Source organism: Pseudomonas sp. NFACC37-1 (assembly GCF_900101575.1).
Classification (GTDB): domain Bacteria; phylum Pseudomonadota; class Gammaproteobacteria; order Pseudomonadales; family Pseudomonadaceae; genus Aquipseudomonas; species Aquipseudomonas fluorescens_AA.
Window position 1 is genome coordinate 124385 of record NZ_FMUZ01000004.1, and the last position, 16021, is coordinate 140405.

15 protein-coding genes are annotated in these 16021 nt (G+C 60.6%); 7 read left to right on the forward strand and 8 right to left on the reverse strand.

Going from position 1 to position 16021, the window contains the following annotated elements; translation table 11 throughout:
* Positions 1 to 5: 5 nt before the first annotated feature.
* From BLP82_RS06825 to BLP82_RS06840, 3 genes are all read right to left on the reverse strand, one after another.
* Positions 6 to 1175, reverse strand: coding sequence for an alginate biosynthesis protein Alg44 (locus BLP82_RS06825; RefSeq protein WP_092166230.1), 1170 nt, complete (start codon positions 1173 to 1175; stop codon positions 6 to 8).
* A gap of 35 nt (positions 1176 to 1210) precedes the next feature.
* Complete coding sequence (alg8, locus tag BLP82_RS06835; protein WP_371914118.1) at positions 1211 to 2692, reverse strand: mannuronan synthase; 1482 nt, start codon at positions 2690 to 2692, stop codon at positions 1211 to 1213.
* Between the two features lie 100 nt (positions 2693 to 2792).
* A complete protein-coding gene (locus BLP82_RS06840; protein WP_053124910.1) occupies positions 2793 to 4109 on the reverse strand; it encodes a nucleotide sugar dehydrogenase in 1317 nt (438 codons plus the stop codon).
* Between the two features lie 472 nt (positions 4110 to 4581).
* Here BLP82_RS06840 and BLP82_RS30255 point away from each other — a divergent pair, with 472 nt between their 5' ends.
* The gene (locus BLP82_RS30255) at positions 4582 to 4824 is read left to right on the forward strand and encodes a hypothetical protein (RefSeq protein WP_139197820.1); all 243 of its coding nucleotides are present in this window, start codon (positions 4582 to 4584) and stop codon (positions 4822 to 4824) included.
* A 95-nt stretch (positions 4825 to 4919) separates the two neighbouring features.
* On the opposite strand, the gene yaaA is transcribed toward BLP82_RS30255, so the two are convergent.
* Complete coding sequence (gene yaaA, locus BLP82_RS06845) at positions 4920 to 5699, reverse strand: peroxide stress protein YaaA (RefSeq protein ID WP_092166242.1); 780 nt, start codon at positions 5697 to 5699, stop codon at positions 4920 to 4922.
* 324 nt (positions 5700 to 6023) lie between these two features.
* Here yaaA and BLP82_RS06855 point away from each other — a divergent pair, with 324 nt between their 5' ends.
* The 6 genes from BLP82_RS06855 (at position 6024) to BLP82_RS06880 (ending at position 11333) form a co-directional block, all read left to right on the forward strand.
* Positions 6024 to 7148: a polysaccharide deacetylase family protein gene (locus tag BLP82_RS06855; protein ID WP_092166244.1), complete on the forward strand. Its 1125-nt coding sequence runs from the start codon at positions 6024 to 6026 to the stop codon at positions 7146 to 7148.
* A 336-nt stretch (positions 7149 to 7484) separates the two neighbouring features.
* Positions 7485 to 8879, forward strand: coding sequence for a PhoH family protein (locus BLP82_RS06860; protein WP_060740782.1), 1395 nt, complete (start codon positions 7485 to 7487; stop codon positions 8877 to 8879).
* A 258-nt stretch (positions 8880 to 9137) separates the two neighbouring features.
* The gene (moaC, locus tag BLP82_RS06865) at positions 9138 to 9611 is read left to right on the forward strand and encodes a cyclic pyranopterin monophosphate synthase MoaC (RefSeq protein ID WP_058542774.1); all 474 of its coding nucleotides are present in this window, start codon (positions 9138 to 9140) and stop codon (positions 9609 to 9611) included.
* Positions 9608 to 9850 (forward strand): molybdopterin converting factor subunit 1, encoded by a 243-nt coding sequence (moaD, locus tag BLP82_RS06870; RefSeq protein WP_092166245.1) that lies wholly within the window; start codon positions 9608 to 9610, stop codon positions 9848 to 9850. Before moaC ends, moaD begins: the two co-directional genes overlap by 4 nt.
* 3 nt (positions 9851 to 9853) lie before the next feature.
* On the forward strand, positions 9854 to 10306 hold the full coding sequence (moaE, locus tag BLP82_RS06875) for a molybdopterin synthase catalytic subunit MoaE (RefSeq protein ID WP_092166246.1): 453 nt from the start codon (positions 9854 to 9856) through the stop codon (positions 10304 to 10306).
* A 250-nt stretch (positions 10307 to 10556) separates the two neighbouring features.
* Positions 10557 to 11333 (forward strand): ABC transporter substrate-binding protein, encoded by a 777-nt coding sequence (locus BLP82_RS06880; RefSeq protein ID WP_092166474.1) that lies wholly within the window; start codon positions 10557 to 10559, stop codon positions 11331 to 11333.
* A gap of 128 nt (positions 11334 to 11461) precedes the next feature.
* Here the strand turns inward: BLP82_RS06880 and BLP82_RS06885 are convergent, their stop codons facing one another.
* From BLP82_RS06885 to rhlB, 4 genes are all read right to left on the reverse strand, one after another.
* The gene (locus BLP82_RS06885; RefSeq protein WP_060740787.1) at positions 11462 to 12088 is read right to left on the reverse strand and encodes a helix-turn-helix transcriptional regulator; all 627 of its coding nucleotides are present in this window, start codon (positions 12086 to 12088) and stop codon (positions 11462 to 11464) included.
* An 87-nt stretch (positions 12089 to 12175) separates the two neighbouring features.
* A complete protein-coding gene (locus BLP82_RS06890; RefSeq protein ID WP_092166247.1) occupies positions 12176 to 13303 on the reverse strand; it encodes an NAD(P)/FAD-dependent oxidoreductase in 1128 nt (375 codons plus the stop codon).
* A 148-nt stretch (positions 13304 to 13451) separates the two neighbouring features.
* Complete coding sequence (locus BLP82_RS06895; RefSeq protein WP_092166248.1) at positions 13452 to 14405, reverse strand: ornithine cyclodeaminase family protein; 954 nt, start codon at positions 14403 to 14405, stop codon at positions 13452 to 13454.
* Between the two features lie 126 nt (positions 14406 to 14531).
* Complete coding sequence (gene rhlB, locus BLP82_RS06900) at positions 14532 to 15995, reverse strand: ATP-dependent RNA helicase RhlB (protein ID WP_092166251.1); 1464 nt, start codon at positions 15993 to 15995, stop codon at positions 14532 to 14534.
* Between the last annotated feature and the right edge of the window lie 26 nt (positions 15996 to 16021).

The window sequence follows — 16021 nt, forward strand, 5'->3', positions numbered from 1 at the left end:
TCGACTTAAATACCGACGGCCATGGCTTTGTCGATCAGCCAGTTCAGGTTCGGGCCACGGTCGCTGGTGACTTCTACCGGACGGCCGGCCAGCGCGCTGTCCAGGGGTTCGTCAGGTTGGATCAGCACACGGATATCGGAGGACAGGTCGGCGCTTTTCAGGCTGGTGCTGCTGACGATCTTGCCGGTACGGGGGGTGTCTTCGCCGGCGACCTGGAAGCTGACCGGGGTGCCTGGGCGCACGTCGCTGAACTGGCGATAGGAGAAGCGCGCTTCGACGTTGGCTTCGGTGCCCCGTGGGACCAGTTGGAAGATCACGTCGCCCTTGCTGGCGTACTGACCGTTGGCGACCAGTTGCTGGGCCACGATGCAGTCGCACGGGGAGGTCAGGGTGCCGGTCATTTGCTTGCCAAACAGCTCCTCGACCTTGGCCGGCTGCAATTGGTTGTCGTCCAGGTGACCCTTGAGCACGTCGAGCATGCTGGTGCTGAAGGTCGCCAGCGGCGCGCCTTTGGCGGCCACACCGTCGGCCTTGACCAGGCTCTGCACGGTGCCGTCGCGCGGCATGGTGATGGCCATGCCCGGTACGTTCACCAGGCCTGCCTGGGCGTGGCTGACGAAGTACATGCCGTACACCGACTTGAAGATGAAACCGAACGCCGCCAGGCCAACGACGAAGACCCCCAGGCTGAAGGTCACGGCGCGCAGGCGACCCATGGCACTCATGCCACCGTTTTCGTCTTTCTGCTTGCGGGCCTTGGTGAAGTTGTCGCGCTGCAGGGTCGCCAGCACGTCACCGACACCGACGATGTCGCCGGCCAGGTGCGAGGTGATGATGTGACGCAGTGTCGAGATGTCCCGCGGCTCCAGGTTCTGGAACTGGCAACCGGTGCGGCCGGTCTGGCGGTCGTAGGAGCGGATCTGCAACTCCACGTCCATGGCCAGGCCAAGGTTGTCGATCACGAACTGCAGGCGAGCCTTGTAGGTCTCGCCAACCTTGAGCGGCAGTTGGCCGGCGTTGAAGCACAGGCCACCGGCGGACAGGTCCAGGACCTTGACTTCCATGGGCGTACGGTCGGGGCCGAAGAAGCGCAGCTTGGCTGGGATTTTGACCCGGGCATGTTGGCGCTGGGCTTCGGATTCATGCACTACGTTGACATTCACGGCGGTGTTCATAGGGGCGATTTCCTAGTTAATTCATTCAAGTCCGGTCAGACCATCGTCAGCAGCACGGCGACAAAAATGCTGCCGGCGGAGAAGGTCATGGTCCGAGACGACCAAGTGTTGAACCAACGTTGAAAGCTGGCGAGATCACGGGTCAGTGAGGTGGGCTGGCGGGTCCAGGACTGCTGGTCAAGGCGGAAGAACACGTAGATCTTCACCAGGGCACCGACGATCTGGTTGTAATAGAGAATCGCCGGGTAGGCAGGGCCGATCTTGTGTCCGGAGCACGACAGCAACAGGGTCAGCAGCAACCGGGTGATGCCGATCCACAGCAGGTACACCAGGATGAACGCGGTGCCGTACTTGAAGCTGGCGATCAGTGCCACGGTCAGGCCCAGCAGCGAGGTCCACATCGACACGCGCTGGTCGAACAGCACCACCGAGGTGAACAGGCCCAGACGGCGCATGCCCAGGCCCAGTGCCCGGGAGTTCTGCCGCAGGTTGTTGCCGTACCAGCGGAACATCAGCTTGCGGCTGGCCTTGATGAAGCTCTTCTCCGGCGGATGCTCGACGGTGTTGATCGCCGCATCGGGCACGTAGAATGTGTCGTAGCCCAGGCGCATCAGGCTGAACCAGCTCGACTTGTCGTCACCGGTCAGGAACTTGAAGCGGCCCAGGCGCCAGTGTTGCAGCGAGTCGCTTTCCACGTCGGCGATGAAGTCCGGGTTGGTGACCACGGTGGCGCGGAACACCGACATGCGCCCGGTCATGGTCAGCACTCGCTTGGACAAGGCCATGGAGCACATGTTGATGTGGCGTTGGGCGAAGCGCAGTTTGTGCCACTCGCTCATGATGTAGCCGCCGCGCACTTCGCAGAACTCGTTGGTGGTCAGGCCGCCGACGTTGCCGAACAGCTGGAACCACGGCACGGTCTTGCGCACGACGCCTTCGGCGAGCACGGTGTCGCCATCGATCACGGCGACCACGGCGCGGTCGTCCGGCAGGTGACGGGAGATGGCGCGGAAGCCGTAGGCCAGGCCGTCACGCTTGCCGGTGCCAGGGATGCGCACGAAGTCCAGCTTGACCCGCTCAGGCGGGTTCATGCGGGCCCAGAGGCTCTTGACCAGCAATTCGTCGGACATTTCCACGATGGAGCAGACCACGGTGGTGGGCAGCCCGCAGTCGATGGCCTCGCGGATCACCGAGCCATACACCTGGGCAGTGGTCAGCGCGTCGATCCGGAAGCTGGTGACCATCAGGTACACGTGGGACGGATCCGCCGCCTTGCCCAGCTTGCGGACCTTGCGGCGCAGGTGGGGGTAGACGATGTACAGGAAGATCATGCCGCGCACGAAATGCGTTGCTCCCATGGAGTAACGCCAGATGCCCACGGCGCCGATCAGGAAGATGAAATCCTTGGATTCGGAGTCGAACGTGGACGTGGGCAGCGCCATGGCGATGCCCATCAATAAACTCAAGTAAAACAGCCAACCGGCGGCCTGAAGCAGGCCGTGCTTTAGCCTGTGCATAATCTGCATCCGTCTCTATCTCGGGCGGGCCTTGTGGGCGGCCCGATGGGTTAAGGCAGGCGAAAGGCCGACCGAGGCATGCCCCGGCCGGCAAACAGACTTACCAGCAGATGCCTTCGGTCCGGCCACTCGGGTTGGTGGCCTTGGACATGAAACCGACCAGGTCGATGACCTGCTTGCCTTCTGGTACGTTTTCGGTCAGCGCGCGGAACTTCTCGTCGCGGTTACCCAGGATGATGATGTCGGAGCTGTCGATCACCGAATCGAAGTCGGCGTTGAGCAAGGACGAGACGTGAGGAATCTTCGACTCGATGTAATCCTTGTTCGCACCGTGGACGCGGGCGTATTCGACGTTGCTGTCGTAGATCTTCAGGTCGAAACCCTTGCCGATCAGCATTTCCGCCAATTCCACCAGCGGGCTTTCACGCAGGTCGTCGGTGCCGGCCTTGAAGCTCAGGCCCAACAGGGCGACTTTGCGCTTGTCGTGGCTGGAAACGATGTCGAAGGCGTTCTGCACCTGGGACTCGTTGCTGCGCATCAGCGAGTTGAGCAGTGGCGCTTCCACGTCCAGGGCGCCGGCGCGGTAGGTCAGGGCGCGAACGTCCTTGGGCAGGCAGGAGCCGCCGAAAGCGAAGCCCGGGCGCATGTAGTACTGGGACAGGTTCAGGGTCTTGTCCTGGCAGACCACGTCCATCACTTCACGACCATCGACGCCGACGGCCTTGGCGATGTTGCCGATCTCGTTGGCGAAGGTCACCTTGGTGGCGTGCCACACGTTGCAGGTGTACTTGATCATCTCGGCGACGGCGATGTCCTTGCGGATGATCGGCGCATCGAGTTCTTCGTACAGCGACTGCAGGACATCGCCGGAGGCGGTGTCGAACTCACCGATAACGGTCATCGGCGGCTGGTCGTAGTCTTTGATCGCGGTGCTTTCACGCAGGAACTCAGGGTTGACCGCGACACCGAAATCGACGCCGGCTTTCTTGCCGGAGCAGTCTTCCAGGATCGGAATGACAACGTTTGCCACAGTGCCTGGCAATACGGTGCTGCGAACTACGATAGTGTGGCGGGTGGTCTTGTCACGCAGGACAAAACCGATCTCGCGGCACACCGCTTCGATGTAGTTCAGTTCCAGGTCGCCGTTCTTTTTGCTCGGTGTACCGACGCAGATCATCGACAGGTCAGTATCGCGAATCGCTTCGGCGAAGTTGGTCGTGCCGCGCAGTCGGCCAGTTTGAATGCCTTGCGCCAATAGCTCGCCAAGACCAGGTTCAACGATCGGCGATTTACCGGCGTTGATCATGTCGATTTTGTCTTTGGCGACATCCACGCCAACTACATCATGGCCCCGTGCAGACAGGCAACCGGCACATACTGCACCGACGTAACCCAAACCAAATATGCTAATGCGCATCGCATTTACCTCTGTTTTCACGCCATTAAATGGCCGGAGTTAATAGTGTTCAGCGGTCATCGAGCACTCGGAAGTGTGGAATGCAGGCGCCACAGTGCCGTGTGCAGGCATACAAAGTTCCGAGTGTCTAAATAAGTGCACTCAAGTTGTGCGCAAAGCGGCCTAGTTGTTATGACCTGCCCTGTTATGCAGCCAGTCCCTGTAAATCAAGAACGCTCGTGCAAAAAGTCTCTCACCTCTGATCCCTGGCAAAAGCCCACAAAATCAGAAGCTTGTGTGCTCGGGTGAGCACGTTATAGGGGCGCAGCCTTGGCCTTGTAGGGGATAGTAATGGTGCGTTATCTCCTGTCCTTTATAAGATGGATCCAAATAGGCGACCGTTTCGCTAAATTGCCATGACAACTTGGTTACTTGGATCGACGGCCTATGTAAGTCATCTCTTACACGCTCCGTGAGAATCGTTACGGGTGGTATGAGCCGTGCAATTTCACATAGTTCCGATCCGCTCATCGCGATTTTCGAAATTTTTCGAAATATTATCCAAGATGGCACTGCCCTCAATATGATGGCACTTACCGTTTCATCCTTTATTAATGGGGAGTTAGGAGAGGTGGATGGTTTTGTGCCACTACGGATAAAAAATTTTGGTGCCACTACGCAAAAAACTGACGAGTGTCGAGTGAAAGAAAAGTTAGAGGGGGAGTGGGGCGATTAATTGACGTCATGAAACCGGCGAAACAGGCGGGGAACTAAGATGACAGATCGGGGCTTGATCGAAGCCCCCGATCAGGGGCGATATAAGGTTATGCCTTATTCGGGAGCATGATCGCGCAAGAACACTAGTTTGTCCTGGCTCGATTGTTGTGCGTTGAAGCGATAACCCTGAACATCGAATTGGCGGAGTGCCGCAGGGTCGTTGATGCGTTCTTGAATGACGAAGCGACTCATCAGGCCCCGGGCCTTTTTGGCGTAGAAGCTGATGATCTTGTACTGGCCATTTTTCAAGTCGCGGAATTCGGTATCGATGACGCGCGCTTTCAGTGCGCTGCGCTTGACCGCCGAGAAGTATTCATTGGACGCCAGGTTCAACAGGACGTCATCGCCTTGTTCGGCCAGGGCTTCGTTCAGCCATTCGCTGATGCGCGTGCCCCAGAAGGCATACAGGTCCTTGCCGCGGGCATTGGCCAGCTTCGTGCCCATCTCCAGGCGATAGGGTTGCATCAGGTCCAGTGGGCGCAGCAGGCCATAGAGGCCGGAGAGCATGCGCAAGTGCTGCTGGGCATAGTCGAAGTCGGCTTCGCCAAAGCTTTGCGCATCGAGGCCGGTGTACACGTCACCCTTGAAGGCCAGCAGCGCCTGCTTGGCGTTGGCTGGGGTGAACGCTGGCGTCCAACTGCCGAATCGCGCGGCATTGAGGCCGCCGATCTTGTCGGAGACGTGCATCAGTTCGCTGATCTGTGCCGGCGAGAGTTCGCGCAGTTGTTCGATCAGCTCCTGGGAGTGATCCAGGTACTGCGGCTGGGTAAAGCGCGCGGTGGCCGGCGGTGTTTCGTAATCGAGGGTCTTGGCGGGGGAAATCACCATCAGCATGCAATCGTCTCCTTGAAGGTTCGGCGATTCTAGGGGGTTGTCCGGGTGGACTCCAGCTATCGAGGCAATAGGTGATGGATGGGCGAGCATTGATGGGCTTTTGTGGCGAGGGAGTTGTGGGAGCAAAGTCTGTGGGAGCAAAGCTTGCTCGCGATGAACGATGACGCAGTCTTGCAGATGGACCGTGTCGCCTGCATCGCGGCAACCTCATTAATCAGATTGATTCCACTTTTGTTGGGGCTGCTGCGCAGCCCAGCGGGGATAAATCCCCTCGCCACAGATCGGCTATGATGCCGCGCGGGTTTCGTTATGGAGACATCCCTTTTGCGTATCGCCCTTCTGTTATCGGCCTGGCTGTTGAGCTTCGGCGTCCTCGCGGCGCCCAACGACGTCGCCACCCTGGACCGCACGACCTGGCCGGAACAACTCACCAGCCCGACGCTGTTCGACGTGGCTTCGCGGGCCGAGATCCTGATGTTCGCCCGGGGCTTGCTGGACGTCGATGCCATGGACGAAATCGCGCTCAAGCAGTACCTGGGGCTGCGCACGGTCAATATGGCCGCGATCGACGCCCTTCGCGCCCGGCTGTGGCAACGATTACTGAACAACTACAACTTTGCCCAGCGCAGTTGCGATCAGGATGCCTCTTTCTGTTACCTGGTCGAGGACATGGCGACCCTGCGTGAAGAGGCCCGCAGGTTCCATCTCGATGACGACTCCTACTACATCAAGTGGGCGGCACCGAGCCAGATCTTTCATACGCAATATCGTGATGAACTGCTACGCAAAGCCGCGCTTTTTCCGCAAACCAGTAGTGAAGTCGCCCGTTTTGGCGAATACGAGCGCAACGGCGAGGACATGAACGACCGGCTGTTTCTATTGACCTTCGACAGCGCCGCCAACGTGGTGCCGGACAACACCCCGTGGCTGACCGAATACCTGCGCAAGGCGAACATGAACGGCACCTTCTTCGTGTTGGGCAAGGACATCCAGGCGCGGTTGGAAGAGCGCTCGGTCAACAGTCTCCAGATGTTGTATGCGGGACAGTGCGTGGGTGTGCAGGGCTGGGAGTTCCGTTCCCACAGTCATTGGCAGGACTGGCAAGACTCGGTCCGGCGCAGTGTCGAGTTGGTCAAGGGCAAGCTGCCCGAGAATTACGTGCCGCTGTTCCGCCCGCCCCAAGGCCAGCGTCGTGGCGATGCCGAAGGATTTTTCCGACAGCAGGGCCTGCAGGTGGCGCTGTGGGACATCGATCCTCAGGACAGCGGCAATCGGCTCAAGCCTGAGCAAAGCGCCCAGCGTGTGCTGACCCTGATGCTCCTGTGGCGCCACGGGGTGATCAATTTCAACGCCAAGCAGGATGGAGTGAAAACGGCGATGCCCTGGCTCATGGCGCAAACGGCGCAGAGCGGGATCGGTTGGGCGGACTGTCAGGAGGCGTTTCGCTGAAACCGGGAAAGGCCCGGAAACATTGGGGAAGGAGGAAAATCCGGGACACATTCATGACAACCGGACTTCCGACTTTAACGGCGCGACGGCGGTACGCCAAGGGTTATTCGTCACTCTGAAAAATAAACTTCAAAAAAGCGTCAAAGTGCTTTTTCCTGTCATGGTTTTTGGAGTATCAAGAAGTCAGACCGCCGAAACCTGCAACACAGGTGGCGTCTTCCAAGACCCAGATTGTGTGCAGTTCACCTGAATCCTCGCGGGTGAATTCGGTGGCTACCTCGAGGCGCAGCACTGTCACGGTATTGCGTCGAATGGCCCCCACATAGGTGACCGAGTATGGATGACCACGGACGTAGCCCTTCCTCCAACCAGCCAATCCTCTATGTACTCGATACCAACGTATTGATCCACGATCCAAACGCGCTCCTGAACTTCGAAGAACACCACGTCGCCATCCCGATGACCGTGCTTGAGGAGCTGGACAAGCTCAAGAGCGGGCACCATAGCGTTGCGGCCGAATGCCGGCAGGCGATCCGCCTGATCGACAAGACCTTGGGGGATGCCTCCCCGGAAGACGTTGAGCTCGGCGTGCCGATCCAGCGCGGCAAAAGCGGTCCCAAGGGCCTGCTCTCGATCCTGATGAGCAAGCGCACCGAGCCCAACCTGGTGTTGCCTGAACACCTGAACGACAACATCATCATCAACCAGTTGATCGACCTGCACGCGCGCAACAAGGACCAGTCCGTGGTGCTGGTGACCAAAGACATCAACATGCGCCTCAAGGCCCGCGCCTGCGGGATCGCGGCGGAGGACTACAGCACCGACCAACTGGTTGACGACGTTTCGCTGTTGCCCAACGGCTACCACACCATGACCGGCTCCTTCTGGGATCGTGTGAGCAAGGTCGAGACTCGCCAGGACCATGGCCGCACCTGGCACCAGGTGCAACTGATCGACAACCTGCCGGCCGTGCACATCAACGAGTTCATCATCGACGAACAAGGCTTCGTCGGCTGGATCAAGGAAATCCAGGTCGACAAACTGCTGATCCTCGACCTTCACCAGGAGCCGCTGCTGCACCAGGAAGCCTGGGGCCTCAAGCCACGTGACATCTACCAGAGCCTGGCCCTGTTCGCCTTGCTCGACCCGGATATCCACCTGGTCAACCTGTCCGGCGCCGCCGGTTCCGGCAAGACCATCCTGGCCCTGGCCGCCGCCATCGAGCAGACCATGGTCAGCAAGCGCTACCGGCGCATCATCGCCACCCGCAGCGTGCAGGGCCTGGACCAGGAGATCGGTTTCCTGCCTGGCACCGAGGCGGAAAAAATGGAACCGTGGCTGGGTGCGATCACCGACAACCTCGAAGCCTTGCACATGGATGACGAAAGCACCCATGGCAGCGTCGACTACATCCTCAGCAAAGTGCCGTTGCAGTTCAAATCCCTCAACTACATTCGCGGGCGCAGCTTCCAGCAGAGCCTGATCCTGATCGACGAATGCCAGAACCTGACCCCGCACCAGATGAAAACCATCATCACCCGTGCCGGCGCCGGTTCCAAAGTGGTGTGCCTGGGTAACCTGGCGCAGATCGATACCCCTTACCTGTCCGCGACCAGCTCCGGGCTGACCTACCTGACCGAACGCTTCAAGGACTTCCCCAACGGGGTCCACATCACCCTGCAGGGCGTACCGCGCTCGATCCTGGCCGAATACGCCGAATCCCACCTGTAACCCCAACCCAACCGGGCGGCCTTCAAGCCGCCCGGTTTTTTATGGCTGTACAAAAAACCTGTGGGAGCGAGCTTGCTCGCGATGACGGTGTATCAGATAAAAAATAAGTGTCTGACCCACCGCCATCGCGAGCAAGCTCGCTCCCACAAGGTTTTGCGCTGACTTTCGAGTCCGATACGCAAGTGGGGTGCGACAATCAACCCTGCCGGAATCTGACCCACAGGTTTACAATCGACATTCCCGATCAGGAGTAACCCTGTGCTGACTCATCTCGATTCCCAAGGTCGCGCCAATATGGTCGACGTGACCGACAAGGCCGTGACGTTCCGTGAAGCCACGGCCGAGGCCTTTGTGCGCATGCTGCCCGACACGCTGCAGATGATCGTCAGCGGCGGTCACCCCAAGGGCGATGTGTTCGCCGTCGCGCGCATTGCCGGCATCCAGGCGGCCAAGAAAACCAGTGACCTGATTCCGCTCTGCCACCCGTTGCTGCTCACCGGCGTCAAGGTCGAGCTCAACGCCGAGGGCGAAGACCGGGTGCGCATTGTCGCCCGCTGCAAACTGTCGGGGCAGACCGGCGTGGAGATGGAAGCCCTCACCGCCGCCAGCGTTGCGGCGCTGACCATCTACGACATGTGCAAGGCCGTCGACCGTGGCATGACCATCGAAGGCGTGCGAGTGCTGGAGAAACTCGGCGGCAAGAGCGGCCATTTCCAGGCGGATGCGTCATGAAGATTACCGTGAAATTCTTTGCCCGTTACCGTGAAGCACTTGGTGTGGATGCGGTAAAGGTGGAAGGCGATTTCGCCACGGTCGACGATGTGCGCGTGCTGCTTGCCCAGCGTGACGGTGCCGACGTGCTGAGGGAGCAGAACCTGATGTGCGCGCGCAACGAAGAGCTGTGCCAGCTCGATGAACCGTTGGAGGAGGGTGACGAAGTCGCGTTCTTCCCCACTGTGACGGGAGGCTGAAGCATGGCGATTCGTGTGCAGGTCGAACCGTTCGACCCGGGCGTCGAAGTCAACGCGATGCACGCGGCCAATGTCGGCGTGGGGGCGGTGGTGAGCTTCGTCGGCTACGTGCGCGACTTCAATGACGGCCTCGACGTATCCGGGATGTTCCTGGAGCACTATCCGGGCATGACTGAAAAGGCCTTGGGCAAGATCGCCATCGAGGCCGAGCAGCGCTGGCCGTTGCTCAAGCTGGAAGTGCTGCACCGCATCGGTGCCCTGGAACCGGGCGAGCCGATAGTCTTCGTCGCGGCCGCCAGTGCTCATCGCCAGGCGGCGTTCGACGCCTGCGCCTTTGTCATGGACTACCTCAAGACCCGTGCGCCGTTCTGGAAAAAGGAAAACACCGTCGACGGCCCGCGCTGGGTTGAAGGGCGGGACAGTGATCATGCGGCGGCGGATCGCTGGAAGCAGTAAGTCCCCTGTTGTTGTTTCGCAAGCCATGAGTCCGTCATCGCGAGCAAGCTCGCTCCAACAGGGGATCCTTGATGCATAAAGATCCAGTGTGGGAGCGAGCTTGCTCGCGATGAGGCCATCAGCCACCCATCACATCCCCCTGCCTACCGATTGACGATGTGTACATTAAAGTCCAGTATGGATTTATAAGTACAAATCAGCCGTGTCCACCTTTCTCTGCCAAACCAACAACAACCCGCGAGAGAACATCATGAGCAAACTTCCCCTCATCACTGGCCTGGCCCTGAGCCTGTTGGCCTCCAGCAGCCTGTTCGCCGCTGAGAAAACCTTGCGCATCGGCATCGAGGCAGCTTATCCGCCGTTTGCTTCCAAGACCTCGGAAGGGAAAATCGAGGGGTTCGACTACGACATCGGCAATGCCCTGTGCGCGCAGATGCAGGTCAAGTGCGAATGGATCGAGGGTGAGTTCGACGGGCTGATTCCGTCGCTCAAGGTGAAGAAAATCGACCTGGCGCTGTCGTCCATGACCATCACCGAAGAGCGCAAGAAGTCGGTGGATTTCACCCACAAGTACTACTTCACCTCATCGCGCCTGGTCATGAAGGAAGGGGCGGTGGTCGATGACCAGTACGCCAGCCTCAAGGGCAAGACCGTGGGCGTGCAACGGGCCACCACCACTGACCGCTACGCCACAGAGGTGCTTGAACCCAAGGGTGTGACCGTCAAGCGCTACAGCAACAACGAAGAAATCTACATGGACCTGGCGTCCGGTCGCCTGGACGCAATTTTCGCCGACACCATCCCGCTGGAAGACTTCCTGTCCATGCCCCGTGGCAAGGGCTACGCGTTTGTCGGTCCCGAACTCAAGGATCCGAAATACGTCGGTGAGGGTGCCGGTATCGCGGTGCGCAAAGGCAATACCCAACTGGTGGCGGACTTGAACAAGGCCATCGATGGGATTCGGGCCAATGGGAAGTACCAGGAGATCCAGGGCAAGTATTTCAAGTCAGACATCTTCGGCGACTGATACATCGCCTTCGCGAGCAAGCCCGCTCCCACATTGGATCTTCGTCGAACATAAATCTTGAGTTCAGCGCAAATCCCTTGTGGGAGCGGGCTTGCTCGCGAAGGCGTCAGCAAAGGCAATCCAAGGTCTCAGCCCTTCAACTCCTTCAAATGCTTGTACACCGTCGCCCGCCCCATGTTCAGCACATTGGCCACATAGTTGGACGCGCTCTTGCCCTTGAACGCGCCTTCGGCATGCAGCGCCAGCACCAGCTCGCGTTTGTGATCGCGGGTCAACAGGTTCAGGCTCAGCTGACGCTCGCGCATCCAGGCGTGCAGGAAGGTGTTGATCCGCTCCTGCCAGTCATCGCGAAACAGTGAATCCGGCTGGGGAATCAACTTGCCCGGCGAGAGGAACAAATCCAGCGCGGCCTTGGCATTCTCGAACAGCGAAATATTCAGGTTGATGCACAGCACCGCCAGCGGATGACCGTGGGCGTCGCGTAGGACGCTGCTGAGGCTGCGAATCTTCTGTCCATCCCAGTTCAGTTTCTCGTACGGCCCGATATTACGTTCGCTGACGTCCTCGCTGAGCATGTCTTCCAAGGACGAATCGTCGCCAATCTCGCGCTTGGACAGATTATTGGCGATGTAATCGACTTTCTGGCTGCGCAGGTCGTGCAGCACCACTTCGGCGTGGGGGTAGAACAGCGTGGCGATGGCGTCGGCGATGGTGCGGAAGTTTTCCAGCGCCGGATCGGATGGCGAAGCGGTCATGACAGGGCTCCAGGCAGCGTCAGCGCCCCGTGGAACAGGGGCGCGGGAAGTGTGCCGCAATCGTGGCGATGCGTCACGCCGGTTGGCTCACCCCAAGCGCTCGGGGGAGAGCATGGCGCTGCTCAGGCCGAAACGGGCCAGGGCTTCGGGCAGCGGTTCGCCACGCACCAGCGCCGCGCTGGCCTGGCCCATGGCCGGTGACGTCTGGATGCCGTAGCCGCCCTGGGCCGCGACCCAGAACAGTCCAGGCACCTGTGGATCGAAACCGGACAGCAGATCACCGTCGTGGACGAAACTGCGCAATCCGGCCCAGGTACGGGTCGGGCGGCGGATGGTCAGGGTGGTGGCTTCTTCGATCTGGTAGATGCCCATGGCGATGTCCAGCTCTTCCGGCTGGACGTCGTGAGGCTCCACCGGGTCGGCGTTGGCCGGCGAGCCGAGGAACATGCCGGCGTCGGGCTTCATGTAGAAGGATTCGTCCAGGCTCACCAGCATCGGCCAGTCATGGATATCCACGCCTTCGGGGCCGGCGAAGATGAATGCCGCACGCCGCTTGGGCTGCAGCCCCAGCTTCCGGGCGCCAGCCAGGTCGGCCACCTGATCGGCCCAGGCACCGGCGGCGTTGATCACGATGGGGGCGGTGAAGCTCTGGCTGGTTGTCTTCACCTGCCAATGTCCCTGGTCGTCGCGGCTCAGGCCCAGTACTTCGCTGTCGGTGTGCACTTCACCGCCATTGCGGCGAATGCCGCGCAAGTAGCCCTGGTGCAGGGCGTCGGTGTCGATGTCGCAGGCCGTCGGGTCATAGATCGCGCCGTGGACCTTGTCCCGCCGCAGGATCGGCAGCCGCACACAGGCTTCATCGGCGCTGAGCAGTTGCATCTGCGGCACCGTGGCCTTGGCGCTCAGGTACTGGTTGTTCAGCTCGGCCGGGTCACCGGTGAAATCCACGGTCATTTCGCCCCGTGGACTGAGCAATGGGTGCTCGCAGAAACCGGCCGGCGGGGCGTCGAAAAAATCCCGGCTGGCCTGGGTCAGCGCCCGCACCTGCGGGGTGCCGTAGGCGGCGGTGTACAGCGCCGCCGAACGTCCGGTGGAGTGATAGGCCGGATGGGATTCGCGTTCGAGCACAATCACCCGGCCGTGGGGCGCCAGCCAGTAACCGGTGGAAGCATCGGCAATGCCGCCGCCGATGATGATGAAGTCTGCTGAGGTCATGAAGCTCTCCTGTAGAGCACATTGCCGGGCGTTCGCCAGACCCTGGTGGGAGCGGGCTTGCTCGCGAAGGCGGCAGCACATTCAACATTGATGTGGCTGGCACACCGCTTTCGCGAGCAAGCCCGCTCCCACAGGAAATCGAGTTGTGTCAGATATTGCGGTGCAAACGGTAAAGCGCATTCGCCAGCGCAACATCCTCCAGCCCCAGGCCGATCGAGCGGAAGAATACGTGGCGTTGGTAGTCGGGACGCGCCACGTGTTCGCTGAGTAATTCAGGCAAGTCGCCGACGATGCGCGATGCCTCCCAGCCGTGCTGTTCGCCGGCGATCAGCATTTCACCGGCCGAGCCCGGGGTGGTCTGACGATAGTCGCAGAACACGTCCATGTCGTTGAGGCGCTGGGGCGGTATTTCGTGGGCGCGTGGGGCGTTGGTGCTGATGGAGGTGATCAGCGCCGATTTGCCCAAGGTCTGCGGGTCGAGCACTGCTTTGGCGGACGAAGTGCAGAGCATCACCACATCGACGTCCTGCAGCGCCGCTTCGAGGGTGTCGGTGATTTGCAGGCGCGGATCCAGGCCGGTGAGCGAGGCACGTTCCTGTGCCGACTTGGTCTTCAGGCCTGGTGAGTAGAGGCGGATGCCTTGCCAGTCCCGCAGGTTCTTGACGTAGTGCACGTGCGCCTGGGCCACCGCGCCGCTGCCGATGACCGCCAGGCGCCTGGCGTTGTGCGGGGCGAGGGCATCGACGGCGACAGCGGTGGTGGCGGCGGTACGGGCGGTGGTCAGCTCGGCGGCGTCGCACAGCAGCAGCGGCTGGCCGGTCTGCATCGACATCAGCAAGGTCCAGGCGGTCACCAATGGGCCTTGCTCGCGCACGATATAGGGCGAGGTCTTGACCCCATAGACCTGGTCTTGCGCCAGCACGCCCAGGTAGTTGATGAAGTCCCCGGCCCCCTGGGGAAATTCCACGAGTTGCTGGGCGGGCTGCACCGCTTGCCCGGCGGCGAGATCGCGGAACAGATTGCGCAGGATCTGCGGCACGTCGATTTGTCCGAGCAGTTCTCGGGCCTGGACTTGGTTCATCACGTAGGGCGTGCTGGGCATCGTGGGCTCCGGAGTGCCACTTAAACTAATTTGTCTATTATGGACTTTTAGTTTATTCGGGCAATATCCCGGGCGAAAAAAAAGCGCAGCTTTCAGGGCTGCGCTTTCTGTTCGTTGTCGCGACGGTCAGGAGCGCTTGCGCTCAACCGGGCGAAGCAGATGGGTCGGCGGCATTTCACAGCTGATCTTGCGTCCCAGCAGCGCCTCGATCGACGGCAACTGGTAGGAATCATCTTCACCGGCGAAGCTGATCGAAACCCCGGCGGCCCCGGCACGCCCGGTACGGCCGATACGGTGCACGTAGTCATCCGGCACTTCCGGCAGGGTGAAGTTGATCACATGGCTGATCCCGTCGATATGAATCCCGCGACCGGCCACGTCGGTGGCCACCAGCACGCGGATCTTGCCCTCGCGGAAACCTTCGAGGGTCTTGATGCGCTTGTGCTGTGGCACATCGCCCGACAGTTGGGCCGCGTTGACGCCATCGCGCACCAGGCGTTCTTCGATGCGCCGCACTTCGTCCTTGCGGTTGGCGAACACCATCACGCGCTCCCAACCGTTGTCGTTGACCAGGTTGTAGAGCAGCTTGTACTTGTCGGCACCAGCGACCGCGTAGATATGTTGCTCGACGTTTTCGCTGGCGACGTTCTCGGCTTCGATCTCGACGATGGCCGGGTCGGTGGTCCACTGCTTCGCCAGGTTCATCACGTCCTCGGTGAAAGTGGCGGAGAACAGCAGGGTCTGGCGTTCGCTTTTGGGTGGGGTCTGGCGAATGATCTGGCGCACTTGCGGGATGAAGCCCATGTCGAGCATGCGGTCGGCTTCGTCCAGTACCATCACTTCGACCATGTCCAGGTGCACGTCGCCGCGCTGGTTGAAGTCCAGCAGACGGCCCGGCGTGGCGACCAGGATGTCGCAATGGCGGGCTTCGAGGTGCTTGAGCTGCTTGTCGAAATCCATGCCGCCCACGAACGTCATGACGTTCAGGCCGGTGTACTTGGTCAGGTCGGCGGCGTCTTTGGCGATCTGCACCACCAGCTCGCGGGTCGGCGCGATGATCAGTGCCCGCGGTTCGCCCATGTAGCGTTCCTTGGGCGGTGGGGTCTGGAGCAGCTGGGTGATGATGGAAATCAGGAACGCGGCCGTCTTGCCGGTGCCGGTCTGGGCGCGACCGATGGCGTCCTTGCCGGCGAGGGTGAAGCCCAGCACTTGCGCCTGGATCGGCGTGCAATATGGGAAACCCAGGTCCTGGATGGCATGCATCAGTTCCGGGGCGAGCTTGAAGTCGTGGAAGCGCGTCTTGCCTTCCTGGGGTTCTACGGCGAAGTCCTCGAGTTTCCAGGCGACGACCGGCGGTTTGGGTGCGCGTTCGCGGCGCGGCCGGGGGGCTTCGTTGCGGGGTGTCTCGGGCTCGGGGGGCGTAACAGGCTGGGCGACGGGTTCTTTTTTCGCCTGTGCGACGGGGGCCGTCCGGCGCGGTTGTTGCGCATCGGTACGGCTCGGGCCGTGGGTCGGCGCAGTGGAGCCAGGCGCGAGTTGCTCGGCCTCGCTTTTACCGAACATCTTCTTGAGTGCTTTGAGCACGGTCATCTCATCGATTGGTTAAGGAATGTACG

What these genes read in the sequence shown, in the direction of transcription:
- BLP82_RS06825 (WP_092166230.1), bottom strand. Translation starts at nt 1,175, where the DNA reads ATGAACACCGCCGTGAATGTCAACGTAGTGCATGAATCCGAAGCCCAG.
- alg8 (WP_371914118.1), bottom strand. Translation starts at nt 2,692, where the DNA reads ATGCACAGGCTAAAGCACGGCCTGCTTCAGGCCGCCGGTTGGCTGTTT.
- BLP82_RS06840 (WP_053124910.1), bottom strand. Translation starts at nt 4,109, where the DNA reads ATGCGCATTAGCATATTTGGTTTGGGTTACGTCGGTGCAGTATGTGCC.
- BLP82_RS30255 (WP_139197820.1), top strand. Translation starts at nt 4,582, where the DNA reads ATGAGCCGTGCAATTTCACATAGTTCCGATCCGCTCATCGCGATTTTC.
- yaaA (WP_092166242.1), bottom strand. Translation starts at nt 5,699, where the DNA reads ATGCTGATGGTGATTTCCCCCGCCAAGACCCTCGATTACGAAACACCG.
- BLP82_RS06860 (WP_060740782.1), top strand. Translation starts at nt 7,485, where the DNA reads ATGGATGACCACGGACGTAGCCCTTCCTCCAACCAGCCAATCCTCTAT.
- moaD (WP_092166245.1), top strand. Translation starts at nt 9,608, where the DNA reads ATGAAGATTACCGTGAAATTCTTTGCCCGTTACCGTGAAGCACTTGGT.
- moaE (WP_092166246.1), top strand. Translation starts at nt 9,854, where the DNA reads ATGGCGATTCGTGTGCAGGTCGAACCGTTCGACCCGGGCGTCGAAGTC.
- BLP82_RS06880 (WP_092166474.1), top strand. Translation starts at nt 10,557, where the DNA reads ATGAGCAAACTTCCCCTCATCACTGGCCTGGCCCTGAGCCTGTTGGCC.
- BLP82_RS06885 (WP_060740787.1), bottom strand. Translation starts at nt 12,088, where the DNA reads ATGACCGCTTCGCCATCCGATCCGGCGCTGGAAAACTTCCGCACCATC.
- BLP82_RS06890 (WP_092166247.1), bottom strand. Translation starts at nt 13,303, where the DNA reads ATGACCTCAGCAGACTTCATCATCATCGGCGGCGGCATTGCCGATGCT.
- BLP82_RS06895 (WP_092166248.1), bottom strand. Translation starts at nt 14,405, where the DNA reads ATGCCCAGCACGCCCTACGTGATGAACCAAGTCCAGGCCCGAGAACTG.
- rhlB (WP_092166251.1), bottom strand. Translation starts at nt 15,995, where the DNA reads ATGACCGTGCTCAAAGCACTCAAGAAGATGTTCGGTAAAAGCGAGGCC.